The following is a 22,940-nucleotide window of genomic DNA, read 5'->3' as shown; positions in this document are numbered from 1 at the left end:
GGGGATACCTTTGTGGCTCCTGAGCCTAGAGGGGTTCAACGCAGCGAAATATTAACATCAAACTTACATGTCAACGCGCGGTCCGATACGGCGACCACGACGGCTCGCGCACGTCGCCATCAGCCAGGACCAGGCGCTGGCGCACGCGGGCATCGGCCGAAACCGCGTAAAGCACGCCACGTCCGCCTTCGCGGGCGGCATACAGGACCATGCTGGCGTTGGGGGCGAAGCTCGGCGACTCGTCCAGCGAACCCGTAGACAACGTGCTCCAGCGCGGCGAACCCAGGCTGCGATCCATCATCGCGATCTTGTAGGTGTTGCCGCTGCCCTGGGCGACGGCGATCTTGTTGCCGTCGAAGGACACGCTGGCGGTGGCGTTGTAGTTGCCCTGGAAGGTCACCCGGTTGGCGCTGCCGCCGGTCGCCGCCACCTGGTAGATCTGCGGCCGGCCGCCGCGATCGGAGGTGAAGTAGATGCTGTTGCCGTCCGGCGCCCAGGTCGGCTCGGTGTCGATGCCGAAGTGGTTGGTCAGCTGGGTCAGCTGCTTGCTGCCCAGGTCCATCACGTAGATTTCCGGGTTGCCGCTGCGCGACAGCGCCAGGGCCAGCTTCTTGCCGTCCGGCGAGAACGCCGGGGCGCCGTTGATGCCGCGGAAGCTGGAGACCAGCTGGCGCGCGCCGGTGGCGATGTCCTGGATGTAGATCGAGGAGTTACCGCGCTCGAAGCTCACATAGGCCAGTTTCTTGCCGTCCGGGCTCCAGTTCGGCGACAGCAGCGGCTCGGCCGAACGCACGATGGTCTGCGGGTTGAAGCCGTCGGAGTCGGCGACCATCAGCGCATAGCGCATCGCCCCGCCCTTGCCGCTGGCGGTGACGTAGGCGATGCGGGTCCAGAACGCGCCGCGCACGCCGGTGATCTTTTCGTAGATCGCATCGGCCATCTGGTGCGCCACGTCGCGCATCGCGCTGGCACGCGCGGTCATCGCCAGGCCGAGCATGCGCTCGCCCTTGGCCACGTCGAACAGTTCGTACTCGACGCGGTAGGCGCCTTCGCCGGCATCCATCACCCGACCAGCGACCAGGTAGTCCTGCTTCAGCGCGCGCCAGGTGGCGTACTGCACTTCGCTGCCACGGGTCGGGCGCTCGACGATCTGCGCCTCCGGCAGGTTGCGGAACTGGCCGGAACGGTCCAGGTCGGCGCGGACCACTGCGGCCACGTCGGTGGACGGGGCGGCGGCCGAACCCTGGTAGGGCATCGGCACGACGGTGATCGGGGTCGCCGACGCGTTGCCGCCGACGATGTCGATTTCCAGACCCCTGTCCTGCGCGGACGCGGCCAAGGGGAGCAACAGGGCAGTCAGGACGGCAAGCCAGCGCGGCAGTTTCTTCATGGGTCGCTCAGCGGTACTCGGGAAGGCGCAAGAGATAGCAATGCGCGGGTGAACGTATTCGCAATCATGAACCATCGAGATGTGAAGCCGATGGCAGGACGCGCGGATTATCGCCTATCGCAGCGCCGCCCGGGGAGGTCCCGCGGCCCCAGCAGGCCTGCGGTGGGCTTTCGGATCCTGGAACGGGGGCGAAAACTTCGCATCCCCACTCCCGCGCGCTCTTCGACAGCCGCAAGCTGTCCATCCCCAATCCCGGCCGCTCAGCGATCCTGCGCGGTGAAATTGAAGTTCAGCTCACGCGCGAACACCTGCTCGAAGCCGCGGTAGGGCAAGGGCTGGGCGCGCAGCACCGCTGCCTCGATCGAGCGCCGCCCCGCCTCGTCGTAGGGACAGTCGGGGCTGACCTTGGCCTCGATCACCTGGCCGGGAGGAATCTGCTTGATCGAGATCTTGCATTTCTGCCCCAGCGGCACCGAGTCCGGGCGCACCCACTGGCTCAGCACCGCCTGCTGGATCGCCGCGGCGTACTTGGCCGACAGGTCGGTGTTGGTGCCGTTCTGCCCGGGCGCGGCCTGCGGCGTGGTCGCGGCGGTGGCCGAGGCCTGCTTGGCGCGCACATCGGCCAGCTGGCGCAGCTTCTGCTCGGCCAGCTTGGCTTCGCGGTCGGCCTGCTCGCGCTGCTTGCGGATCTCGGCGATCTTCTTCTGCCGCTCCTCTTCCTGCTGCGCGGCCAGGCGCTGCTTCTGCTCGGCCTCCTGCTGGCGCTTCTGCTCGGTCAGGTCGATCTGCTCCTGGCGACGCTTGGCTTCCTGCTCCTGCTTCTCCTTTTCCTGCGAGATCGCGGTGCGGCTGGCGCGGTCCTGGTCGACCTTGTCCGGCACCGGAATGAAGTCTTGGGCCTTCTTTTGCTGCTCGGTCGGCGCGTCCTGCGGCTTGGGCACGGGTATCGGCTGCGGCGGCGGCACCGTGTCGTCCTCGGCGACCTCCTTGACCGGCTCGGGCAGCGGCTCGGGCAAGGGCTTGGGCGCGTCCTGCACCGCCTTCTGCGCCGAACGCACGTCGGCGGCCGACACGACCAGCGAGGCCTCGACCATCGGCGAACCCGCCGCCGGCTCAACCTGGCGCACCGGCGACCACCACCAGGCAAGGAAGAACAGCAGCGCGATCAGCACGTGCACGCCCACCGCCAGGGCGATGCCGTACAGCAGGCTGTCGTTGTCGCCCCGGGTCAGCGGCGGTCGGTAGTCGGCTTCAGCGTGCATTGGTACCGGGCTGGCTCATCAGGCCCACCTTGGGAACGCCGGCCTGCTGCAGCATGACCATGGTGTCCATGACCAGCTGATAGTTGGAACTGCCTGGCGCGGCGACGAATACCGGCACGTCCTTGTTCTGGCTGACGAAGGCCTGCATCTTCGCCTTCAGTTCCGGCGCGCCGATCTTCTCCGGCTTGCCGTCCTGCAGGGTCAGCGTGTAGCGGCCCTCGGCATCGACGCTGACGATCACCGGGTCCTTCTTGCTTTCCACCGAACGCGCGGTGGAATCGGGCAGGTCCACGTCCACGCTCAGGCTGAGCAGCGGCGCGGTGACCATGAAGATGATCAGCAGCACCAGCATCACGTCGATGTACGGCACGACGTTGATCTCGGACTTGAGCTTGCGGCGCTTGCGGCGGGAAATGGCGGCAGTCATGCGGGAATCCTGGGGTCTTGGGCGGAGCGCGCGGCAGCGCTCAGTCGCCGCTGGCCTGGCGCTGCAGGATGGAGCTGAACTCTTCGGAGAAGGTCTCGAAGCGCACCGCCATCCGCTCGACCCGGGTGGTGAAGCGGTTGTAGGCCCACACCGCCGGGATCGCCACGAACAGGCCGATGGCGGTGGCGAACAACGCCTCGGAAATGCCCGGCGCGACCGCGGCGATGCCCGCCTGCTGGCCGCTGTTGAGCATGTCGTGCATCGTCACCATGATGCCGAACACGGTGCCGACCAGGCCGACGTACGGCGCGGTGGAACCGATGTTGGCGAGCAGCTCCAGGTTGCGCTCCAGGCGGTCCACTTCGCGCGCATAGGTCGCGCGCATCGCCCGCTGCGCGCCTTCCAGCTGCACGCGCGCGTCGAGCTTGCGCTTGTCGCGCAGGCGGGTGAATTCGCGGAAACCCGCCTCGAAGATCGCCTCCAGCCCGCCGACCACGCGGTTGCGGTCGGCCGCGCCGGCGTAGAGCTTGGTCAGGTCGGTGCCGGACCAGAAGCGGTTCTCGAAGTCGTCCGCCTCGCGATTGGCCTGCTTGAACACCCGCGCCTTGCGGAAAATGATCACCCAGCTGATCAGCGAGCCCAGCAGCAGGAACAGCACGATCACCTTGACCGGCAGGCTGGCCTTGATCAGCAGATCCAGGTAATTGATGCCGCCGTGGGCGGCGGTGCTGGCGACGGCCTGCGCGGCGGTCTGGGTCACGTCCTGCGGTAGCGCCTCCGCCACCGTGTCCTGCAGGGCCAGGAGCAATGCGATCATCCGTCGTTCCTCAGTAATGCTGCTTCAGTGATTTCGAGAGCTTTCAAAATGTCGTACAACGCGTCGTCCATGCCGCGCGGGCGGAAACTGCCGGCGCCCAGCGCCGCCACCTTCACCTGCGCGCGCAACAGCAGTTCGCCGTCGCGATGGATCGACTGCGCAAACAGCAGGCTGGCGCGCTTGCACTGGGTCAGCGCGACGCCGACCTGCAGCGTATCGTCCAGGTGCGCCGGGCGCAGGAAGTCGAGCTGCATCGCGCGCACCGCGAACACCAGATCGTGCTGCAGGCGCAGGCGCTCCTGTCCGTAGCCCAGCGCGCGCAGCCATTCCGTGCGCGCCCGCTCCAGAAAGGCGACGTAGCGTGCATGGTAGACCACGCCACCGGCGTCGGTATCTTCCCAGTAGATGCGTGTCGGCCAACTGAATAGCTGCCGGGATTGGGGATTCGGGATTGGGGATTCGCTGAGCAAAGGCGGATCCTGGCGGCTCGTGGTCAAAACAGCTCTCCCGAATCCCGCATCCCCAATCCCGAATCCCGCTTGGGCTGCAGGCCCAAGTGCAGATAGGCCTTGTTGGTCGCCATGCGCCCGCGCGCGGTGCGGATTAGGTAGCCCTGCTGGATCAGGTAGGGCTCGATCACGTCTTCCAGGGTGCCGCGCTCCTCCGACAGCGAGGCGGCCAGCGACTCGACCCCGACCGGGCCGCCGTCGAAGTAGTCGATGATGGTGTGCAGCAGGCGCCGATCCAGATCGTCGAAGCCTTCCGGGTCGACCCCGAGCATCTGCATCGCCGCCTGCGCGACCTCCAGGTCGATCAGCCCGCCGGCGCGGACCTGGGCGAAATCGCGGACCCGCCGCAGCAGCCGGTTGGCGATGCGCGGGGTGCCGCGCGCGCGCCGCGCGATCTCCGCGCAGCCGTCGGCGTCGCAGGCGATGCCGAGGATGGCGGCGGAACGGCGCACGATCCTGCCCAGCTCTTCGGGGGTGTAGAACGCCAGGCGCTGCACGATGCCGAAGCGGTCGCGCAGCGGCGCGGTCAACAGGCCGGCGCGGGTGGTGGCGCCGATCAGGGTGAACGGCGGCAGGTCGATCTTGATCGAGCGCGCGGCCGGGCCCTCGCCGATCATGATGTCGATCTGGAAGTCTTCCATCGCCGGATACAGCACTTCCTCGACCACTGGCGACAGGCGGTGGATCTCGTCCACGAACAGCACGTCGTGCGCCTGCAGGTTGGTCAGCAGCGCGGCCAGGTCGCCGGCCTTCTCGATCACCGGCCCGGAGGTCACCCGCAGGTTGACCCCCAGTTCGTTGGCGATGACATGGCTGAGCGTGGTCTTGCCCAGGCCCGGCGGCCCGAAGATCAGCACATGGTCCATCGCCTCGCCGCGCGCCTTGGCCGCTTCGATGTAGATCGACAGCTGCTCGCGCACCGGCTGCTGGCCGAGGTAGTCGGCCAGCCGCTTGGGTCGGATGCTGGCCTCGACCGCGTCGTCCTCGCGGGTGGCGCTGCTGGCGATGATGCGGTCCATTTAAAGCCGGGATTGGAGGGTCGGGATTCGGGATTGGTAGCTCAATAGTATCGACTGCGGGACGGCTTCGGCGCCATGGCCTTGACTAATCCCGAATCCCGACTCCCCAATCCCGGCCGCCGCAGGCGGCCTCAGATCTCCACCTGCGCCCCCAGCTCCACCAGCCGGTTGCCGGGGATGCGGAAGAAGCCGGTGGCCGGGGCGGCATTGCGGTGCATGACCGCGAACAGCTTGTCGCGCCAGATCGGCATGCCGCGGTTGGCGCTGGCGACGATGGTCTCGCGGCTGGCGAAATAGGTGGTGTCCATCGGATCGAAATAGATGCCGCCCTGGTCGCAGGAGCGCATCAGCGCCAGCGGCACGTCGGGGGTTTCCATGAAGCCGAAGCGCACGATCACCCGGTAGAACTCGTCGCCGATGGCATCCATCTTCAACCGCTGCTTGGCCGAGGCGTACGGCACCGGCAGGGTTTCCACGGTCAGGAACACGTTGCGCTCGTGCAGCACCTTGTTGTGCTTGAGGTTGTGCATCAGCGCGTGCGGCACCACGGTGGAGTCGGCGGTCAGGAACACCGCGGTGCCGGGCACGCGCACCGGCGGCGCCAGCATCAGCCCGGGCAGGAAGCTGTCGATCTGGATGCCGTCCTTGCGGATCTCCTCGCGCAGCAGCTCGCGGCCGCGGCGCCAGGTGCGCATCATGGTGAACATCACGATGCCCAGCGCCACCGGGAACCAGGCGCCCTGCAGCAGCTTGGCGCCGTTGGCGATCAGGAACGCGGCGTCGATGACGAAGAACAGCACGCACAGCGGCAGCACCCAGTTGCGCCAGTGCGGCCACAGCGCGCGCGCCACCAGCGCCAGCAGCAGGGTGTCGATCAGCATCGTCGCCGACACCGAGATGCCGTAGGCCACCGCCAGGTTGGTGGAGCTGCGGAAGATCAGCACCAGCGCGATCACCATCACCATCAGCAGCCAGTTGATGCCGGGGATGTAGATCTGGCCGATGGTGTCGTGCGAGGTGTGCTTGATCAGCATGCGCGGGATGTAGCCCAGCTGCATCGCCTGGCGCGCAATCGAGAACGCGCCGGTGATCACCGCCTGCGAGGCGATCACCGCCGCCAGCGTGGCCAGCACGATCATCGGGTACAGCGCCCAGCCGGGCACCGCCTCGAAGAACGGATTCTTCAGTGCCGCCGGATGCTTGAGCACCAGCGCGCCCTGCCCCAGGTAGTTCAGCACCAGGCACGGCAGCACGAAGAAGTACCAGGCGTGGCGGATCGGGCGCGCACCGAAGTGGCCCATGTCCGCGTACAGCGCCTCGCCGCCGGTCACCGCCAGCACCACCGCGCCGAGGATCCACACCCCGTGCCAGCCGTGGTCGAGGAAGAAGCGGATCGCCCACCACGGGCTGAACGCCTTGAGCACCTCCGGCGCGTCGACGATGTTCCAGATGCCGATCGCGGCCAGCGACAGGAACCACAGACAGGTGATCGGGCCGAACACCTTGCCGACCTTCTCGGTGCCGAAGCGCTGGCCCAGGAACAGGATCACCAGCACCAGCACGGTGATCGGCACGATGAAGGCGTGCAGGCCCGGCGCGGCCACCTCCAGGCCTTCGACCGCGCCCAGTACCGAGATCGCCGGGGTGATCACGCCGTCGCCGAAGAACAGCGAGGCGCCGAAGATGCCGAGGATGCCGACCACGTAAGCCGAGCGCGACCCCTTGCGCATGGTGCGTTGGGTCAACGCCATCAGCGCCATGATGCCGCCCTCGCCCTCGTTGTCGGCGCGCATGATGATGGTGACGTACTTCAGCGTGACCACGATCATCAGCGACCAGAACGCCAGCGACAGCACGCCGAGCACGGTGTCGTGGTCGCTGCTCAGGCCGTAGTGCGGCGAGAAGGCCTCCTTCAGCGTGTACAGCGGGCTGGTGCCGATGTCGCCGAACACCACGCCGATGGCGCCGATGATCAGCGCAAAGCCGGCCTTGCCATGCGAGGCGTCGGCCGAATGGCCGGAGCCGGAGGACGGAGCGGGAGTGGTGGACATGTGGGGATCAGGTTAGCGCCGCGAGGCGTGAAGAAGGAGGTACGGCGCGCGGTCAGCGCAACGCGGCCTGCAGGGCCTTGCGGATGACGGTGGCGACCTCGTCGCCGTCGGCAGCGGCATCGCGCGCCATCTTCGCCGCCTCGGCCGGCTTGTAGCCGAGCTGCTGCAGCGCCACGGTGGCCTCGGACACCGCATCGTTGCCGAGCTGGCCGGTGATCGGCGCGCCGCCGCTGAAGTCGGCGGCGCGGTCGCGCAACTCCACCACCATGCGCTCGGCGGTCTTCTTGCCGATGCCGGGGATGCGGGTCAGCGCGGTGACGTCGGCGGCGGTGACCATGCGCGCGAATTCGTCCACGCTGACCGCCGACAGCACCGCCAGCGCGATCTTGGCGCCGATCCCGGTGACCCGCTGCACGTCGCGGAACAGGCGCCGCTCGCCCTCGCGCAGAAAGCCGTACAGCGAGACGCTGTCTTCCTTCTGCGCGTAGTGGGTGAACAGGATCACGTCGCGGCCGACGTCGGGCAGGTCGTAGAAGGTGCTCATCGGCGCCTCCAGCTCGTAGCCGACCCCGCCCACGTCGATCACCAGCCACGGCGGCTGCTTGTAGGCGAGGATCCCGCGCAGACGGCCGATCATTGGGCGCCTCGTGCGAGGTGCCGGGATTGGGGATTCGGGATTGGGGATTCGTAACAGCGCGGCATCCGCGCTTGCGCGCGGCTGTTTCCAATCCCCAATCCCGAATCCCGAATCCCGGCTCCACTCATTTTCTGCTCCAAGCCTGTTGCGTACTGACGCCCAGGCGCTGCGCGGTGGCGCGCACGTGGGCATGGGTGATGGCCACGGCCAGCGCGTCGGCGGCGTCGGCCTGCAGTTTTCCGGTCAGATTCAGCATCAGACCGACCATATGTTGCACCTGCTGCTTCTCCGCCGCACCTTTGCCGACGATGGCTAGCTTGATCTCCTTGGCCGCGTACTCGTGCACCGGCAGGTCGCGCAGCACCACCGCGCAGATCGCCGCGCCGCGCGCGTGGCCGAGCTTCAGCGCCGCGTCGGCGCTCTTGCCCATGAACACCCGTTCGATCGCCACTTCCTGCGGCTGGTACTCCTCGATCAGCGCGCCCAGCCCGTGCAGCAACCGCTTCAGCCGCTGCGAGAAGTCGCCCTCGCCGAGCAGCAGCAGCGGCGCATGGTGCACATGGGTGGTGCGGCCGCTGCCGTCGACGTCGATGATGCCCACCCCGGTGCGCTGCGAGCCCGGATCGATGCCGAGGATGCGGACGTTGCCAGGACGCGGGACGCGGGACTGAGGACCCGAAGCACTGGCGACACGGCCGGCTTGCACGGGTACGGCCCGGGGCGACGGCGCTCCATCGGGCCCAGTCGATGCGCTGTTCCGAGTCCCGAGTCCCACGTCCCGAGTCCCGGCCGTGCCCCGAGCCCCGGCCATCGCCACCTCAGCCGCCACTCAGCGCGGACTGATCGGCATTGGAATAGACCGCCTGCACATCGTCCAGATCTTCCAGCATGTCCAGCAGCTTGCGCACCTGCAGCGCGGTATCGCCTTCCACCGCGATGTCGTTGTCGGCACGGAAACTGATCTCGGCGTGGTCGGCGGCCAGGCCGGCGGCCTGCATCGCGTCCTTGACCTGCTGGAATGCGTCCGCCGAGGTCAGCACGTCGATCGCGCCATCTTCCGGATACACCACGATGTCGTCGGCGCCGGCTTCGATCGCCGCTTCGGTGATCTTCTCCTCGTCGGCACCGGCGGCGAAGCTGAGCACGCCCAGGCGCTTGAACATGAATGCCACCGAGCCTTCGGTGCCCAGGTTGCCGCCGCACTTGCTGAAGGCGTGGCGCACGTCGGCCACGGTGCGCACGCGGTTGTCGGTCAGGCAATCGACGATCACCGCGACCCCGCCCGGCGCATAGCCCTCGTAGCGGATCTCCTCGTACTCCACCCCTTCCAGCTCGCCGGTGGCTTTCTTGATCGCACGTTCGATCACGTCCTTGGACATGTTCGACGCCAGGCCCTTGTCCATCGCCACGCGCAGGCGCGGGTTGTTGGACGGGTCGCCGCCGCCGGCGCGCGCGGCGACGCCGATCTCGCGGATGATCTTGGTGAAAATCTTGCCGCGCTTCGCATCGGATGCGTTCTTGCGGGCCTCGATCGAGGGGCCTCTACCCATGGGGCGTTCCGGACATCAGTAAGGACAAGCGGCGGATTTTACTCGATTGCGCCGCCGCGCCCGCATCGGCGACGCAGCCGCTCAGGCGGCGAAGCGGCCGTGGCGCAGGAACGCCGCGGTCTGGCGCGCGGCCAGCGGCGAAAACAGCAGGCCGCTATGGCTGGCGCGCACCAGGCAATGGTCGTGCAGGCCCGGCACGCGGGTCTCGGCCAGGGCGACGGTGCCGTCCGATTCCGGTCCCAGCGCGGCGATGCGGTTGCCCAGCCCCAAGGCCACGCTGCCCGCCACCATGCCGACCGCAGCGCGACCGTCCCAATGTTCAAGGCCTTGTTGCAGCAGGGCCGCACTGCGCCCCAGGGCGACGCCGAGGCCGCGTCGCAGCAGCGCCTGCGCCACCGCGCTGCCGGCCAGCGGGCTGCCCAGGCAGACCACCCGGGTCACCGGCAGATGCGGCGCCTGGCGCAAGGCATGCAGTGCGATCAGCCCGCCCAGGCTGTGCCCGACCAGTGCCACCGGCCCGCGCTCCGCCAGCCGCTCGATCCGCTGCTGCAGACGCGGCAGCGCCGCCTCGGCGCCGCCGAACGCGGTCGAATAGCCGAACGTGGCGACGCGGAAGCCCTCGCGGCGCAGCCGCCAGGCCAGCGGGCCGAGCCAGGCACGGGCGTTCCAGATGCCGTGCAGCAACAGGACCTGCGGCAAGGGGTCGACCGCGGCGTCCTCGGCAAGCGTAGGCGCAGCCTCAGCCGCAGGTGATGCGGACGATGGCATTGGATGCATCCACGAACACGTTGAGCCGGTCCGGACGCAGGTCGCGGGTCGTCGCCTGGCCGGGGGCGATCGGCCGTAGCTGACCGGCGCCGCTCTCCTGGCGAACCCGCGCCAGGGTTGCCTCGGTCGCGACCTGGCCGACCGCCCACGCCACCGGCTCGGCCTGGCAGTGGCCATCGTCCTGCACCGCCGGCCCGCCAGCGGCCGGTTGCAGCGAAGCCGAGGGCGCGCATGCGGCCAGCAGCGGCAACAGGGCGGCGACGCATCTCATTGGTCGCGACATGGCGATCTCCTGTCAGGGACGGAGGAGTGGCCAGTTTACTGCTTCACGTCACCAGGCCTGCCCCGCGCGGCCGTTGCTGGGCACGCGGCGTCGGCTAAGCCGCCTGCGGCACGCGGCGCAGAATGAATTCCAGATCGCGGGTCTGCCCCACCGGGAATTCGTAGGTGCCGACCTGCTCGAAGCCGTAGCGCGCGTAGAAGCGCTGCGCGCCGAAGTTCTCCGACCACACGCCGATCCACAGCGTGCGCGGGCCTTCGCGTTCCAGCCAGGCCAGCGCGGTTTCGAACAGGCGGCTGCCCCAGCCGCTGTTCTGGTGCGAGCGCAGCAGGTACAACCGCTTCAGCTCGCCGTCGCCGGGCCGCACCTCGGCGTGCGGCAGGCCGCAGGGGCCGGCCGCGGCATGGCCCACCGCCACGCCGTTGTCCTCCAGCAGCCAGATCGCGTAGTCCGGATGCTGCAGGATCGTGCGCTGCCGCGCCGCGGTGTAGGTCTCATCGAGAAACCCGTGCAGGTCCTCCGGCGAATACAAGTGACCGAAGGTCTCGGTGAAGGTGGCCGCGGCCAGCGCCGCCAGCATGGCGGCGTCGTCCGGGGTGGCCTGGCGGATCGCCAAGGCCATCGCTCAGCCCTGCACCGGCTTGGCGCGTACCTGCACGTGCACTTCGGCCAGTTGCGCGTCGGCGATCGGCGACGGCGCGTCGGTCATCAGGTCCTGCGCGCCGGTGGTCTTGGGGAACGGGATCACGTCGCGGATCGATTCGGTGCCGGCCATCAGCGCGGCGATGCGGTCGATGCCGAAGGCGATGCCGCCGTGCGGCGGCGCGCCGTAGTTCAGCGCGTCGAGCAGGAAGCCGAACTTGGCGCGCGCTTCCTCGGCGCCGATGCCGAGCAGTTCGAACACCGCGCTCTGCATCTCCGGGCGGTGGATACGGATCGAGCCGCCGCCGATCTCGTTGCCGTTGAGCACCATGTCGTAGCCGCGCGACACCGCGGTCTTGGCGTGCGTGCGCAGCTCGGCGATGTCGTCCACCGCCGGCGCGGTGAAGGGGTGATGCAACGCGACGTAGCGCTGCGCTTCCTCGTCCCATTCGAACATCGGGAAATCGGTGACCCACAGCGGCGCCCAGCCCTCGGCGACCAGGCCGAAGTCCTTGCCGGCCTTCAGCCGCAGCGCGCCCATGAAGTCGGAGACCTTGTTGTAGCCGCCGGCGCCGAAGAACACGATGTCGCCGTTGCCGGCGCCGACGTGCTTGACCAGCGCGGCGAAGGCCTCTTCGGAGAAGAACTTGGCGATCGGCGAGTTGATTTCGCCGGTCTCCGACAACTTGATGTAGGCCAGGCCCTTGGCGCCGTACTTGGCCGCGTGCGCGGCGTACTCGTCGATCTGCTTGCGCGACAGCGTGGCGCCGCCGGGAATGCGCAGCGCGGCGACGCGGCCATCGGCATCAGCGGCGGCATCGGCGAACACCTTGAACTCGCTGCCCTTGACCAGTTCGGCCACGTCGACCAGTTCCAGGCCGATGCGCAGGTCCGGCTTGTCCGAGCCGAAGCGGCGCATCGCCTCGGCCCAGGTCATGCGCGGGAATTCGGCGGCCAGTTCCACGTCGACCACTTCCTTGAAGATGTGGCGGATCATCTGTTCCACCGCATCCTGCACGTCGCGCTCGCGCACGAACGCGAACTCCATGTCGAGCTGGGTGAACTCGAGCTGGCGGTCGGCGCGCAGCGCCTCGTCGCGGAAGCAGCGCGCGATCTGGTAGTAGCGGTCGAAGCCGGCCACCATCAGGATCTGCTTGAACAGCTGCGGGCTCTGCGGCAAGGCGTAGAACTCGCCCGGATGCATGCGCGCCGGCACCAGGAAGTCGCGCGCGCCTTCCGGGGTGGCCTTGGTCAGGATCGGGGTCTCGATGTCCTGGAAGCCGCGCTCGTCCAGGTAGCGGCGCAGCGCCTGCACCAGCTTGATGCGGGTGCGCTGCATGCGCTGCATCTCCGGACGGCGCAGATCCAGGTAGCGGTACTTCAGGCGGGTTTCCTCGCCCGGGTTCTCGTGCGCATGGAACGGCAGCGGTGCGGCCTTGTTGAGGATGGCGATGCGGGTGGCGATCACCTCGACCTTGCCGCTGCGCAGCTTGTCGTTGACCGCATGCCGCGCGCGCACCACGCCTTCCACCTGCAACACGTCCTCGTAACCCAGCGAGGCGGCGACCGCGAACACCTCTGCGCTCTCCGGCTCCACCGTCACCTGCACGATGCCCTCGTGGTCGCGCAGGTCGATGAAGCAGACCCCGCCGAGATTGCGGGCGACATCGGTCCAGCCAGCCAGGGTGACGGTTTGGCCGATCAGGGTCTCGTCGACCAGGCCGCAGAAGTGGGTACGCATCGCAAACTCCAAGGTGGGGCCGCCGGCGCAGAACGCGGCGGCAAGCCGGATATTCTGCGGCGCGGCGCCGGCCCGGGCAAATCCGGCCGCAACTCACCTGGCCTTAAGTTTCCGTGAGGCTATAGTCCGCCACCAGTCACGGGCATCGGAGGGGACCCATGTTGAAGCAGCTGAGCGGTTGGTTGTTGGTGGCCGGTCTGGCCCTGGCCAGCGGGCCGGTGGCCGCGCAAAGCGCGCGCGCCTATGCGCCGGAGGACCTGCGGCAGCTGTCGGTGCCGAGCCGGGTGCGGGTGATCGAACGCGAATACGCCGACCAGACCCGCGGCCGGCAGATCCCCGACGACCAGTTGGAGTTCTACCTGGACCAGATCGACCGCGGCTGGGGCTTCGGCCGCATCCAGCAGGACATTTCCACCTCCCTGCGCGGCAGCAGCGGCCAGTGGCGGCCGCAGCCCGGCTTCGATGCGCAGACCATCGCTTGCTCCAGCAACGACCGCAGGCGCCGCCAGTGCGCGACGCCGTTCCGCGGCCGCGCGCGGTTGGTCGGTACGTTGTCGGATTCGCCGTGCATCGAGGGCCAGACCTGGGGGTCCGGCCCCGGCGTGGTGTGGGTGGACGGCGGCTGCCGCGGCCGCTTCGCCGAAGGCCGCGGCGGCTGGGGCGACAGCGGCGGCCCCGGGCCGGGTCCCGGCCCGGGCGGCACCATCCGCTGCGAGAGCCAGGACCAGCGCCAGCGCGTCTGCAACACCGGCTGGCGCAGTGCGGTGCTGGTCCGGCAGCTGTCGGACACCCGCTGCATCGAAGGCCGCACCTGGGGCCAGCGCGGCGGCGCGGTGTGGGTGGACGATGGCTGCCGCGGCGAGTTCGCCGAAGGCCGGGGCGGCGGCGGTGGCGGCTGGGGTCCGGGCCGCCCGCCGTCCGGCGGCGATTACTCGGTGACCTGCAGCAGCGACGACAAGCGCCTGCGCAGTTGCGCCTGGGACCGCCGCCAGGGCCGCCCGGTGGTGATCCAGCAGCTGTCCGGCACCACCTGCATCGAAGGCCGCAACTGGGGCTACGAGGGCAATGCGGTGTGGGTCAAGGAAGGCTGCCGGGCACGCTTCGGCGCCCGCTGAATCTTCCACGGCAGGAACGCGAACGGCCCGGAGTCGCCTCCGGGCCGTTCGCATTTTCGGGCGCCCGCTGCGGGGCGCCGCACTCAGGTCGCAGCGGGCTTGGCCGCCGGCGCCGGCGTGGCCGCGGGCGCTGCGGCAGGCTTGGCCGCGCTGTCGCTGGAAGCGGCTGCCGGCTTGGAATCGCCAGCGCTGCCGCTGCCGGATTCGGCCAGGTTGCGTTTCTTGTCGCCATCCTTCTTGAAGTCGGTCTCGTACCAGCCGCTGCCGGACAGGCGGAACGACGGCGCGGTCAGCTGGCGCTTGACCGCCGGCGCGCCGCACGACGGACAGGCATCGGGATCGGGATCGGACAGTTTCTGCAGGCGGTCGAAGCTGTGACCGCACTCGGCGCATTGGAAGGCATAGATCGGCATGGCGGCAAAAACGCGAAAGGAACGGAGGCAGCCAGTATGGGGCCCGGGCGCCGGCTTTCAAGCGATACCGGCGCGTGGCGCCCTGTCCTGCATCTTCCAGCGGGCGGCAGCGTAACGGCGCGAGTTCGAGAACTGTCGGCCGTTCAAACAGCCGCCTGCGGCAGCGCCGGCCCCGGCGGATCGACCGGCGGCACTGCCGGATCTGGCGCCGCCGGCGCCTCGAGCAGGCCCTGGGCCGGCGCCGCCGGCAACGGCGCGGCCTCGACCGGGTCCACGTCGAACGGCATGCGGAACAGCAGCGACGGGAGCAGCGTGCTCAGCGCCGCGTACAGCAGCAGCGCGCCGAACAGCGCATCGGCGATGGCGAAGCGCTCGCGCAGGATCCCGGCCAGCACCAGGGTGAAGATCAGGGTCGGCGCCAGCGCCAGCGACACCCGCAGGCTGCTGCGCGCACCCTCGCCGAACAGCAGCCGCCGCTGCAGCCAGACGATGCCGATGCGCAGCGGCAACACGCATGCGGTCAGCGCCAGGCCCAGCCCCAGCGCCTGCAGGCTCAGCGCCCCGCTCGGCACCTTGGTGCCGGCATTGAAGAAGTAGAACGGCACGAAGAACGACGCGAACAATCGCACCGCGTGCAGGTTCTCGTCGGAGGCCAGCAGCGGCATGCGCTGCCGCAGCAGGCGCGCGACCAGCCCCGCGATGAACGCGCCGACCAGGTAGTAAACGCCCAGCGAATAGGTGATGTAGGCGGCGATCAGCCCGACCATCACCAGCAGCGAGAACTCCGATCCGGGCGCCTGCGGCGCCACCCAGCGTCCCAACGCCACGAACAGCAGCGGCAGGCCGACCAGCATCGCCAGCAAGGCCAGGCTGGACAGGCCCATGCGCCAGGGATCGCCGGCCTGCAGGATCACGAACAAGGCCGCCAGCGCCAGCAATTCGCCAGCGATGGCCTTGCTGGTGACCCAGAAGCGCTCCTCCTCGCTGAGTCCTAGCCGGCCCAGCGAATCGATGATGAAGCCGGTGGACGGGGTCAGCAGGGCCAGCGCCAGCAATCCGGCCGCCTGCCACGGCAGTGCGGCGTAGCGCCAGGCCAGCCAGCCGACCCCGAACAAGGTGCCGCCGCGCACCAGCAGATGCAGCAGCAGCGGCCACAACCCGCGGCGCAGCGCCTTCGGGTCCACCTCCAGGCCGGCGAACAGGAACAGCGAAGAGATGCCGAGCGTGGCCAGCAGCGCGATCACCGCATCGTGCGCACGCTCGCCCATGGCCAGCATCGCGACGATGCCGAACAGCAGGCAGGTCAGCGGTGCCGGCAGCTTGAAGCGCTGCAGCGCGCGCGGAATCACCAGCAGGGCGAAGATCAGCAGCAGGTAGATCAGTTCGTGGGGCATCGGGCAGTACATCCATCGAGGGGGGCCGCCGGCGGCAGCGGCGCCAATGATGCCGCGTGGCGTGCGCGCGTGTCGTCACATCGCACCGGCGCGAACACCGGCTACCTGCTCGACCCGCACTGCACCGCACGACGCGCCTGATGCCGGCTGCGTCGGCAACGACGATGCGGATCGCACGCTTCGCCGCGAGTACACACGCTGCGCCAGCCGTCTTTCGCATACGCGCACGCCGTGGCGTCTGGCGCAAACAGGCAGTCACAACCACGCAACCATGTGTCGACACCATCACACACCCCCACACACGTTCCCCCTTGATGAATTTTCCGAAACGTTTCCGTGCCCCGCGGCGCACGGCCCTCGCCCTGCTGCTGTCGGCGATGGTCGCCCACGCCCAGGCCGCCAGCGAGGCCGGCGCTCCCGCCGCCGACGCCGATGCGCAAGTCTCCACCCTGGACCAGGTGCAGGTCGTCGGCCAGGCCACCACCTACGCCAAGACCAGCGTCAGCAAGGAGATGCTGGACCGCCAGTTCGCGATGGGCAGCGTCAACGACGTGCTCAACGAACTGCCCGGCGTGATCGTGACCGAAGCCGATGCGTTCGGCTCCTCCGACTGGGGCACGCAGATCAGCATGCGCGGCTTCGTCAGCAACCGCGATACGCAGCAGATCGGCACCACCATCGACGGCCTGCCCAACGGCGGCTCGGCCTATGGCGGCGGCTCCAAGGCCAACCGCTTCATCGACACGCTCGACCTGGAAACGGTCGAAGTCAGCCAGGGCACCGCCGACATCGCCTCGCGCTCCAACGAAGCGCTGGGCGGCACGCTCAACTACCTGACCAGCGAACCGCTCGACGCGCAGCGCGTGCGCATGGCAGTGGGCATCGGCGACAACGATGCGCGCAAGTACTACGCGCGCTACGACACCGGCCTGATCGGCAGCAGCAAGGCCTGGCTCAGCGCCTCGCACAGCAGCAACACCGACTGGATCGACGGCAGCGGCCACACCACCCGCGATCATCTCGCAGGCAAGTTCGACAGCGACCTGGGTGCGTGGAAGCTCAGCGGTTACCTGTCCTACGACGACGCCGACGAATCCGAGTACAGCAGCGTCACCCCCGAGCAGTTCGCGCGCGATCCCGAACACGACCTGCTGACCGGCACCCTCGCCGGCATTCCGTATCTGGACCAGAACTACCGTTCCGGCTCGCGCGCGCTGCGCAAGAACACCTTCGGCTACCTGCGCGGCGCGTTCGACGGCGGCAACGGCTTCAAGGCCACGCTCGCCGGCTACGCGCATCGCATGCAAGGCCGCGGCGACTGGATCCCGCCGTACCTGGTGGACGTGACCGACGACGGCAGCGGCAAGCCCGAGTCCGAATACACCGGCGGGCACACCGTGTACGGCGGCAGCGACCTGGGCAAGATCTACTTCGTCACCCCCAGCGGCGCGGCGGCGACGATGCTGGCCGGCTGCAGCGGCAGCGCGACGCTGCCGGCCGAATCCGATCCGGCCTGCTATCCGGCCGGCTCGCAGGCGGTGCAGTCCTACCGCCACAGCCATTACGACAACCACCGCGCCGGCGTCACCGCCGATGCCGAATGGCGCACCGACCTGGGCGCGATCGACAACACCGTGCGCAGCGGCGTGTGGCTGGAAACCTACCGGCGCAGCGTCACCCGCGACTGGCATCGGCTGCTCGACGTCGGCACCAATATCGCCTTCGACCACGTGCCGTACTGGGTGCAGTTCAAGGACGACTACGACACCGACGAGCGCATGTACTACGTCGAAGACATGATGCGTTACGGCAACTTCGCCTGGCGCGTGGGGGTCAAGCAGTTCTTCGTCGACCAGACCCGCGACCGCCGCATCGGCGACAGCGAACACGTCGAGTCGGACTCGCACTCCGATCCGCTGTTCTCCGCCGGCCTGACCTGGACCACCCCGGTGAAGGGCCTGGAAGCCTTCGCCGGCTACTCGCAGAACTTCGCCGCGATTCCTTCCGGCGTGCTCGGCGAGACCGACGCGGTGGCGCTGAGCCGGGTCAAGCCGGAGACCGCCGACAACATCGAGCTGGGCCTGCGCATGAGCCGCTGGCCGCTGACCGGCAGCGTCACCATGTACGACATCCGCTTCGACAACCGCATCGTCTACGTGCCGGCCAACTTCGTCAGCGGCATCGACTATCTCGGCGAGACCGACGGCGTCTACGAGAACTTCGGCGGCGTGCATGCGCGCGGCGTGGAAGCGGCACTGGGCTACGGCTGGGACAACGGCTGGCGGGTCAACGGCGCCTACACCTTCAACAAAGCGACCTACCTGGGCAGCGGCGACGCCGCGCGCGACACGGCACTGGAGATCACCCCCGGCTCGCAGGTGATCGGGCAGCCGCGCAACACCCTGGTGGCCTCGGCCGACTGGCAGGGCCAGGCGTGGGCGTTCGGCATCTCCGGGCGCTACCTCGGCAAGCGCTACCTGGATGCGTCCAACAGCAACAGCCTGGACGGCGTCACCACCTTCGACGCGCACCTGGGCCTGAGCCTGTCGCAGCTGTCGGCGCAGTTGCAGGGCATGAAGCTGGACCTCAACGTCAGCAACCTCACCGACAAGCGCTATCTGGAAGGCGTGGACGGCAGCGACAGCGCGTTCATCGCCGCACCGCGCACCGTCGGCCTGACCCTGACGCTGGATCTGTAATCGCGCAGCCCGCATGCTGCGTCCTCGCCGGCGGCCTGGCGCCGCCGGCGAGCCTTTTTCGTCCCGTCCTGCCGGTGCCCGCCATGACCGATCTTCCCCGCCGCCGCCTGCTCCAGGCTGGCGTCGCCGGCGCCGCCGCCGCGCTGTTGCCGCCCAGCATCGCCCGCGCCGCGGCGATCGCCCCCGACGTACGCAGCGGCACCCTGCAGGACCTGCAACACGTGGTGATCCTGATGCAGGAGAACCGCGCCTTCGACCACTACTTCGGCAGCTTCGCCGGCGCGCGCGGCTTCGGCGACCGCTTCCCGATCCCGGCGCCGCCGTTGCCCGGCATCGCCGCGCGCACCGTCTGGCTGCAACCCAGCGAAGACGGCAGCCGGCTGCTGACGCCGTTCCCGCTGCACACCGCGCGCGACTTCCGCAGCATGCGCGTGCAGGGCACCCCGCACACCTGGCCCAATGCGCAGCAGGCCTGGGACCATGGCCGCATGGGCCATTGGGCCGCGGCCAAGCACGACCATGCGCTGGCCCACTTCGAACGCGACGACCTGCCGTTCCAGTTCGCGCTGGCCGAGGCCTTCACCCTGTGCGACGCCTACCACTGCGCGATCCAGGCCGGCACCAATCCCAACCGCGTGTTCCTGTGGACCGGCCAGAACGATCCGCAGGCGCGCGCCGGCGGGCCGGTGATCGCCAACTCGCACGACAACTTTCCCGAACTGGGCGGATACGCGGACGACTACCGCTGGCCCAGCTACGTGGAAGCGCTGCAGCAGGCCGGCGTGTCCTGGCAGATCTACCAGGACATGGCCGACAACTTCACCGACAACCCGCTGGCCGGCTTCGCCCCGTTCCGCGCCGCGTGGCGCACCGCGCCGGGGCACGATCCGCACCTACGCGAACGCGGGGTCGGCACGCGCACGCTGGCGCAGCTGCGCGAGGACGTGCTCGGCGCGCGCCTGCCGGCGGTGAGCTTCATCATCGCCGATGCCGCCGGCAGCGAGCACCCCGATCCGTCCAGTCCCGCGCAGGGCGCGGCCTACACCGCGCGCGTGCTGGATGCGTTGACCGCCGACCCGAAGGTCTGGTCGCGCACCGCGCTGTTGCTGATGTTCGACGAGAACGACGGCTTCTTCGACCACGTGCCGCCGCCGGCACCACCCTCGCCCGATCCGATGGCGGCCGGCGGCTGGGCCGGCGCATCCACGGTGAGCACCGACGGCGAATACCACCTGCATCCGGCACCGGGCGACGAAAAGGCCGACCTGCCCGAGCTGCGCGGCCGGCCCTACGGGCTGGGTCCGCGGGTACCGATGTACGTGATCTCGCCATGGAGCCGCGGCGGCTGGGTCGACTCGCAGGTCTACGACCACACCTCGGTGCTGCGCCTGCTGGAACGCCGCTTCGGCGTCGCCGCCAGCGGGCTGACGCCGTGGCGCCGCGCGGTCTGCGGCGACCTGGTGGATGCCTTCGATTTCCGCCAGGCCGATACGCGCCCGTTCTTCGCCGCGCTGCCCTACGTCGGCGCCGCGGCCGCGCGCGCGGCCGCCCTGCACGAGCATGCGCTGCCGCGGCTGCCGGACACCGTGCAGGCGCCGCAGCAGCCGTTCGGCGTGCGCCGGTCGCGCGCGGTGCCGTATCGCCCCACGGTGCAGTTACAGCACGTGGATGCACGCGGCGAAGTGCTGCTGCGGCTGGGCAATGCCGGCGCGGCCGCGGTGCTGCACGTCTACGACCGCTACGACCTGGCCACGATTCCGCGGCGCTACACACTCGGCCCCGGGGCCACGCTGGACGCCACCTGGACCACTTACGACGGCCGCTACGACCTGTGGCTGCTCGGCCCCAACGGCTTCCATCGCCACTACCGCGGCGACCTCGACGCAGCGCCACTGCAGGCCGAGATCGCCCAGGACGCGCACGATCCGCAGGCGCTGTGCCTGCTGCTGCGCAATCCCGGCAGCAGCGCGCTGCGCGTGGAACTGCAGCCGGGCGCGTATGCGCACGCGCAACCGCGCGACAGCGTGCTGCTGGCGCCGGGTACCGAGCAACGGCGCAGTTGGAGCGCGTCACCGACCGGCGGCTGGTACGACCTGTGGCTGATCCAGGACGGCGCGCGCCAGCGTCTGGCTGGGCGCGTGGAAACCGGCAAACCCGGCGTCAGCGATCCGGCGATGGGCGGACCGGCGCGGCTGTATCAGGACGACACGCCGACCTTCGATGGACCTGGGCCCGCTTGAGGCGGGCGGAGGTGGGATTGGAAGTTCGGGATCGGCGAGCGCATGGAGGCATGCGATGCCCGAGTGGCGCGATGGCAACGCCGCAAACGCGTGCGGCGTGGCGGCGCGGCAACGCTCAACCCACGAGGGTTTCGCGCACCGCGATCGCCACCGCCTTCAGCGCCGCGTCGCGGGCGGCATCATCGACTTTGGCGCCATTGAGATAGGCGGTCAGCAGCAACGGCATGCGCCGGCCTGGCGGCCACACGATGGCGATGTCGTTGCGGGTATCGGTGCCGTTGCTGCCGGTCTTGTCGCCGATCTTCCAGCCCGGCGGCAGACCGGCGCGCAGGCAATCGTCGCCGGTGCGGTTGTCGAGCATCCATGCGGTCAGCTGCTGGCGCGACGCCGGCTGCAACGCGCCGCCGACCAGCAATGCGCGCAGGGTCGCGGCCATCGCCGCCGGGGTGGTGGTATCGCGCGGGTCGCCGGCGGCGAACCGGTTCATCTCCGGCTCGTGGCGATCGCTGCGGGTCTGCGCATCGCCGAGGCCGCGCAGGAAACGGGTCAGCCCGGGCGGATCGCCGACCAGCGGGAACAGCAGGTTGGCCGCCGGGTTGTCGCTGAAGATCATCGTCGCCCGGCACAACTCGGCCACGCTCAAGGTGCCGCCGACATGGCGCTCGGTGACCGGCGCGTGCGACACCATGTCCTCGGCGCGGATCCGCACCGGTTGTCGCAAGCTCAGTTCGCCGCGGTCCACCCGCTGCAGCACCGCGGCCGCCAATACAAATTTGAAGGTGCTGCACATCGGGAAGCGCTCGTCCTGGCGCTGCCCGCCGAGCACGGCGCCGCTGCCGTCGAGCAGCGTCACACCGAGCCGCCCGCCCGTGTGCCGCTCGATCGCGGCCAGCCGCTGCGCCAACGTCGGCGCCTGGTTTTTCGGCGCTTTCGCATCCACCGCCGCAACCGCCAGCGCGGCCGTCGCCAGCCCCATGCCCTGCAGGAATCGTCGTCTCGCCAGCATCGTCCACCTCCATCGGAAGACCCGATCATGCGCAGCTTGACCGCGCCCCACCAGCGAGGTTATTCAATCGCAATCATAAAAATAACTAATGGCGCACGATGATCCGCCCACAGCTGCCGTTGAACGCCCTGCGCGCCTTCGAAGCCGCCGCGCGGCATCAGAACCTGACCCGCGCCGCCGCCGAGCTGTGCGTGACCCAGGCCGCGCTCAGCCACCAGATCAAGCAACTGGAAGCGCGCCTGGGCGTGGTCCTGTTCCAGCGCCTGCCGCGCGGCGTGGCGTTGACCGACGAAGGCCAGCGCCTGCATCCGGTACTGACCGAGGCCTTCGACCGCATCGCCGCCACTCTGCAGCGCTTCTCCGGCGGTCACTACCGCGAGACGCTGAGCATCGGCGTGGTCGGCACCTTCGCGGTGGGCTGGCTGCTGCCGCGGCTGGACGCCTTCCACGCCGCGCATGCGGACATCGAACTGCGCGTGCACACCCACAACAACCGGGTCGATCTGGCCGGCGAAGGCCTGGACCTGGCGATCCGCTTCGGCGACGGCGATTGGCAGGGCCAGTGCGCCACGCCGATCCTGGATGCGCCGTTCGCGCCGGTGTGCGCGCCGGCGCTGGCGCGCGCGTTGCGCGTACCGGCCGACCTGGGCGGCGTGCCGCTGTTGCGCTCCTATCGGCTCGACGAATGGCCGCGCTGGCTGCAGGCCGCCGGCGCGCCGGAAGTGGTCGCCGGCGGGCCGATCTGCGATTCCTCGCTGACCCTGGCCAGCGCCGCCGCGGCCGGCGCGGGCGTGGCCCTGCTGCCGCTGCGGATGTTCGCCCAGGACCTGGATGCCGGACGCCTGCTGGCGCCGTTCCCGGTCCGCATCGACGCCGGGCGCTACTGGCTCACCCGGCTGCGCTCGCGCGCGGAAAGCGACGCCGGGCGGCGCCTGCGCGAATGGCTGCTGGCCGAGCAGGCCGCGGCGGGCTGAGCGCAG

The 22,940-nt window shown here is 69.4% G+C and carries 19 protein-coding genes and 2 pseudogenes; 4 read left to right on the top strand and 17 right to left on the bottom strand.

Going from position 1 to position 22,940, the window contains the following annotated elements; translation table 11 throughout:
• Positions 1-70: 70 nt before the first annotated feature.
• The 14 genes from tolB to aspS all read right to left on the bottom strand — a co-directional run bounded on the left by tolB (position 71) and on the right by aspS (position 13,093).
• Positions 71-1,390, bottom strand: coding sequence for a Tol-Pal system beta propeller repeat protein TolB (gene tolB, locus AB3X08_RS06115; RefSeq protein ID WP_369936936.1), 1,320 nt, complete (start codon positions 1,388-1,390; stop codon positions 71-73).
• A 260-nt stretch (positions 1,391-1,650) separates the two neighbouring features.
• Positions 1,651-2,652, bottom strand: a complete 1,002-nt coding sequence (gene tolA / locus AB3X08_RS06110) for a cell envelope integrity protein TolA (protein WP_369936935.1) — start codon at positions 2,650-2,652, stop codon at positions 1,651-1,653.
• Positions 2,642-3,079, bottom strand: a complete 438-nt coding sequence (tolR, locus tag AB3X08_RS06105; protein WP_184410838.1) for a protein TolR — start codon at positions 3,077-3,079, stop codon at positions 2,642-2,644. The genes tolA and tolR overlap by 11 nt, the downstream gene beginning before the upstream one ends.
• Before the next feature lie 40 nt (positions 3,080-3,119).
• Positions 3,120-3,896, bottom strand: a complete 777-nt coding sequence (gene tolQ / locus AB3X08_RS06100; protein ID WP_184410839.1) for a protein TolQ — start codon at positions 3,894-3,896, stop codon at positions 3,120-3,122.
• Complete coding sequence (ybgC, locus tag AB3X08_RS06095) at positions 3,893-4,366, bottom strand: tol-pal system-associated acyl-CoA thioesterase (protein WP_369936932.1); 474 nt, start codon at positions 4,364-4,366, stop codon at positions 3,893-3,895. The genes tolQ and ybgC overlap by 4 nt, the downstream gene beginning before the upstream one ends.
• 23 nt (positions 4,367-4,389) lie before the next feature.
• Positions 4,390-5,424 (bottom strand): Holliday junction branch migration DNA helicase RuvB, encoded by a 1,035-nt coding sequence (ruvB, locus tag AB3X08_RS06090; RefSeq protein ID WP_369936931.1) that lies wholly within the window; start codon positions 5,422-5,424, stop codon positions 4,390-4,392.
• 131 nt (positions 5,425-5,555) lie between these two features.
• On the bottom strand, positions 5,556-7,475 hold the full coding sequence (locus AB3X08_RS06085) for a potassium transporter Kup (protein WP_369936929.1): 1,920 nt from the start codon (positions 7,473-7,475) through the stop codon (positions 5,556-5,558).
• A 52-nt stretch (positions 7,476-7,527) separates the two neighbouring features.
• The gene (ruvA, locus tag AB3X08_RS06080) at positions 7,528-8,112 is read right to left on the bottom strand and encodes a Holliday junction branch migration protein RuvA (RefSeq protein WP_369936927.1); all 585 of its coding nucleotides are present in this window, start codon (positions 8,110-8,112) and stop codon (positions 7,528-7,530) included.
• A gap of 124 nt (positions 8,113-8,236) precedes the next feature.
• The gene (gene ruvC / locus AB3X08_RS06075; RefSeq protein WP_369938450.1) at positions 8,237-8,749 is read right to left on the bottom strand and encodes a crossover junction endodeoxyribonuclease RuvC; all 513 of its coding nucleotides are present in this window, start codon (positions 8,747-8,749) and stop codon (positions 8,237-8,239) included.
• A 181-nt stretch (positions 8,750-8,930) separates the two neighbouring features.
• Positions 8,931-9,662, bottom strand: a complete 732-nt coding sequence (locus tag AB3X08_RS06070) for a YebC/PmpR family DNA-binding transcriptional regulator (protein WP_369936925.1) — start codon at positions 9,660-9,662, stop codon at positions 8,931-8,933.
• An 81-nt stretch (positions 9,663-9,743) separates the two neighbouring features.
• A complete protein-coding gene (locus tag AB3X08_RS06065) occupies positions 9,744-10,430 on the bottom strand; it encodes an esterase/lipase family protein (RefSeq protein WP_369936922.1) in 687 nt (228 codons plus the stop codon).
• On the bottom strand, positions 10,402-10,713 hold the full coding sequence (locus AB3X08_RS06060) for an I78 family peptidase inhibitor (protein WP_369936921.1): 312 nt from the start codon (positions 10,711-10,713) through the stop codon (positions 10,402-10,404). The genes AB3X08_RS06065 and AB3X08_RS06060 overlap by 29 nt, the downstream gene beginning before the upstream one ends.
• A 94-nt stretch (positions 10,714-10,807) precedes the next feature.
• The gene (locus tag AB3X08_RS06055) at positions 10,808-11,332 is read right to left on the bottom strand and encodes a GNAT family N-acetyltransferase (protein WP_369936920.1); all 525 of its coding nucleotides are present in this window, start codon (positions 11,330-11,332) and stop codon (positions 10,808-10,810) included.
• Between the two features lie 3 nt (positions 11,333-11,335).
• Positions 11,336-13,093, bottom strand: a complete 1,758-nt coding sequence (gene aspS / locus AB3X08_RS06050; protein ID WP_369936919.1) for an aspartate--tRNA ligase — start codon at positions 13,091-13,093, stop codon at positions 11,336-11,338.
• A 158-nt stretch (positions 13,094-13,251) separates the two neighbouring features.
• Between aspS and AB3X08_RS06045 the strand changes: the two genes are divergently transcribed.
• Positions 13,252-14,208: a DUF3011 domain-containing protein gene (locus AB3X08_RS06045; RefSeq protein WP_369936917.1), complete on the top strand. Its 957-nt coding sequence runs from the start codon at positions 13,252-13,254 to the stop codon at positions 14,206-14,208.
• Positions 14,209-14,291: 83 nt separating this feature from the next.
• Here AB3X08_RS06045 and AB3X08_RS06040 read toward each other — a convergent pair whose 3' ends face one another.
• Both AB3X08_RS06040 and AB3X08_RS06035 read right to left on the bottom strand, forming a co-directional pair.
• Positions 14,292-14,621: an FmdB family zinc ribbon protein gene (locus AB3X08_RS06040; protein ID WP_369936915.1), complete on the bottom strand. Its 330-nt coding sequence runs from the start codon at positions 14,619-14,621 to the stop codon at positions 14,292-14,294.
• Positions 14,622-14,764: 143 nt separating this feature from the next.
• Positions 14,765-16,015 carry a cation:proton antiporter gene (locus tag AB3X08_RS06035; protein ID WP_369936914.1) on the bottom strand — a complete coding sequence of 417 codons (1,251 nt, stop codon included), beginning with the start codon at positions 16,013-16,015 and terminating at the stop codon, positions 14,765-14,767.
• Between the two features lie 413 nt (positions 16,016-16,428).
• On the opposite strand from AB3X08_RS06035, the pseudogene AB3X08_RS06030 reads away from it, so the two are divergent.
• Together AB3X08_RS06030 and AB3X08_RS06025 are read left to right on the top strand one after the other, a co-directional pair.
• Positions 16,429-18,714, top strand: a pseudogene (locus AB3X08_RS06030) (TonB-dependent receptor domain-containing protein); the annotation flags it as partial.
• An 83-nt stretch (positions 18,715-18,797) separates the two neighbouring features.
• Positions 18,798-20,954: a phosphocholine-specific phospholipase C gene (locus AB3X08_RS06025; protein WP_369936912.1), complete on the top strand. Its 2,157-nt coding sequence runs from the start codon at positions 18,798-18,800 to the stop codon at positions 20,952-20,954.
• A gap of 115 nt (positions 20,955-21,069) precedes the next feature.
• On the opposite strand, the pseudogene bla reads toward AB3X08_RS06025, so the two are convergent.
• Positions 21,070-21,843 (bottom strand): annotated as a pseudogene (gene bla, locus AB3X08_RS06020) (class A beta-lactamase); the annotation flags it as partial.
• Positions 21,844-22,058: 215 nt separating this feature from the next.
• Between bla and ampR the strand changes: the two are divergent.
• The gene (ampR, locus tag AB3X08_RS06015; protein ID WP_369936910.1) at positions 22,059-22,934 is read left to right on the top strand and encodes a LysR family transcriptional regulator AmpR; all 876 of its coding nucleotides are present in this window, start codon (positions 22,059-22,061) and stop codon (positions 22,932-22,934) included.
• The last annotated feature ends 6 nt before the right edge of the window (positions 22,935-22,940 follow it).

It is taken from the genome of Xanthomonas sp. DAR 34887 (assembly GCF_041245805.1).
Taxonomy (GTDB): domain Bacteria; phylum Pseudomonadota; class Gammaproteobacteria; order Xanthomonadales; family Xanthomonadaceae; genus Xanthomonas_A; species Xanthomonas_A tesorieronis.
The sequence above is the reverse complement of the archived record's forward strand: the minus strand, read 5'-3'. Positions and strand labels throughout refer to the sequence as shown.